We start from the raw sequence: 1,800 nt of genomic DNA on the forward strand, positions 1-1,800 counted from the left end.
GGCTGGTGCCCTTAGGCGAAGACGGCTGGCTCTGGCTGGGCCTCGTGAGGGGGGCGGCATGGCCGCGATCTGGTGGAGCAGCGAACGACTGCTGGGCCGCTATCGTTGAGGACAGGCACCGTCCCCAACCAAAACCGAATGACAGAAGGAGCAGACATGGCCGACACCCTCGATCTCATCGTCATCGGCGCCGGCATGGCCGGGATCAACGCCGCTAAGAAATGCGCCCGCGCCGGCTGGTCCGTCGCCATCGTCGACGAGCTGCCCTATGGCGGCACCTGCGCGCTTCGGGGTTGTGACCCGAAAAAGATGCTGCGCGCCGGCGCAGAGGCCGTCGAAGCGGCGCGGCTGATGTCGGGCAAGGGGGTCACTGGCGAGGCGCGGATCGACTGGCCCGCTCTGATGAAGCACAAGGAGAGCTTCACCGACCCGGTGCCCGAGAGCATGGAAGACGGGTTGAAGGAGGCGGGCGTGCGCCCGCTGTATGGCCAGGCCCGCTTTACCGCCAAGGACCGGATCGAGATCGAGGGGCACGGCGAGATCGCTTTCCACCACGCGCTGATCGCCACCGGTGCCAAGCCGCGCCCGCTCGACTTTCCTGGCGCAGAGCAGGTGATCGACAGCACCGATTTCCTGAATCTCGAGGAGCTTCCCCGCCGCATCGTCTTCGTCGGCGGCGGCTACATCTCCTTCGAGTTCGCGCATATCGCCGCGCGGGCGGGCGCAGAAGTGACAATCCTTGACCGGGGTGCGCGTCAGCTCAAGATGTTCGACCCCGATCTCGTTGACATGCTGCTCGAGCGCAGCCGCGCCGCCGGGATCGAGATTGTGGCGGAAGCAATGCCCGAGCGGATCGAAGCGGTGGCCGATGCACATCGTGTCGTTTACACGAGGGACGGCGAACGCCACGCCATCGAGGCCGACCTCATCGTTCATGGCGCCGGGCGCGTGCCCGCCATCGACCATCTCAACCTCACCGCTGCGGGGATCGAGACAGAACATGGCGGCGTGAAGGTGACGCCCTGGCTGCAATCGACCTCCAACCTGCGCATCTTCGCGGCCGGCGACGCCGCGGCTTCGCCCGGCAAACCGCTGACCCCGGTCGCGGTGTTCGAGGGCAAGATTGCCGCGTCGAACATGCTCAAGGGCGAGCGCACCGAGCCGGACTATACCGGCGTGCCGAGCGTGGTCTTCACCATCCCGGAGTTGGCGCGCGTGGGCCTGATGGAGGAGGAGGCGCGCGAGAGGGGCGAAGCCGTAGTGAGCTTCACCGACACCTCGGGCTGGTTCTCGCAGAAGCGCCGTGGCGAAAGCCATGCAGCGGCCAAGGTCATCACCGGCTCGGACGGCAAGATCCTCGGTGCGCATCTCTTCGGCCCGGATTACGCGGAGCTGATCAACTTCTTCTCGCTGGCGATCAAGCTGGGGCTGACGGAGCAGCAGCTGAAGGCAATGCCCGCCGCTATCCCACTGCCGCATCCGATGTCGGCTCGATGTTCTGAGGAAGCTCGGCCTGTGAGGAGCTATTCGCTGCATGTGGCTTTAAGGGTCGGTATGGGCGGATCGCGACAGGCGCGCCTATGCTGCACCTGCGAAAATCTTACAGGCAACGCGGTCAGTTTGGGCTTGATCCGGACCTTTGCGGCGTCGCTCAGCAATGGTGGCTCAGGGCCGAAAGATGGCATTCGAATCGGCACCCGGGCACATCATCAGGGCGAAGAATTATGCGCGTGATCGGCAAAATATTTCGCGCGCAGAACGCTCGAAAACCCTTGTTCTGGGTAGTGTCCCGTCATGTGG

At 64.8% G+C, this 1,800-nt stretch carries 1 protein-coding gene; it reads left to right on the forward strand.

The features are described 5' to 3' along the window. Nucleotides 1–156: 156 nt before the first annotated feature. The gene (locus MBELCI_RS18715) at nt 157–1,734 is read left to right on the forward strand and encodes a dihydrolipoyl dehydrogenase family protein (RefSeq protein ID WP_021695805.1); all 1,578 of its coding nucleotides are present in this window, start codon (nt 157–159) and stop codon (nt 1,732–1,734) included. Nucleotides 1,735–1,800 lie beyond the last annotated feature (66 nt).

This window comes from Limimaricola cinnabarinus LL-001, assembly GCF_000466965.1.
Lineage (GTDB): Bacteria > Pseudomonadota > Alphaproteobacteria > Rhodobacterales > Rhodobacteraceae > Limimaricola > Limimaricola cinnabarinus.

What these genes read in the sequence shown, in the direction of transcription:
- MBELCI_RS18715 (WP_021695805.1), top strand. Translation starts at nt 157, where the DNA reads ATGGCCGACACCCTCGATCTCATCGTCATCGGCGCCGGCATGGCCGGG.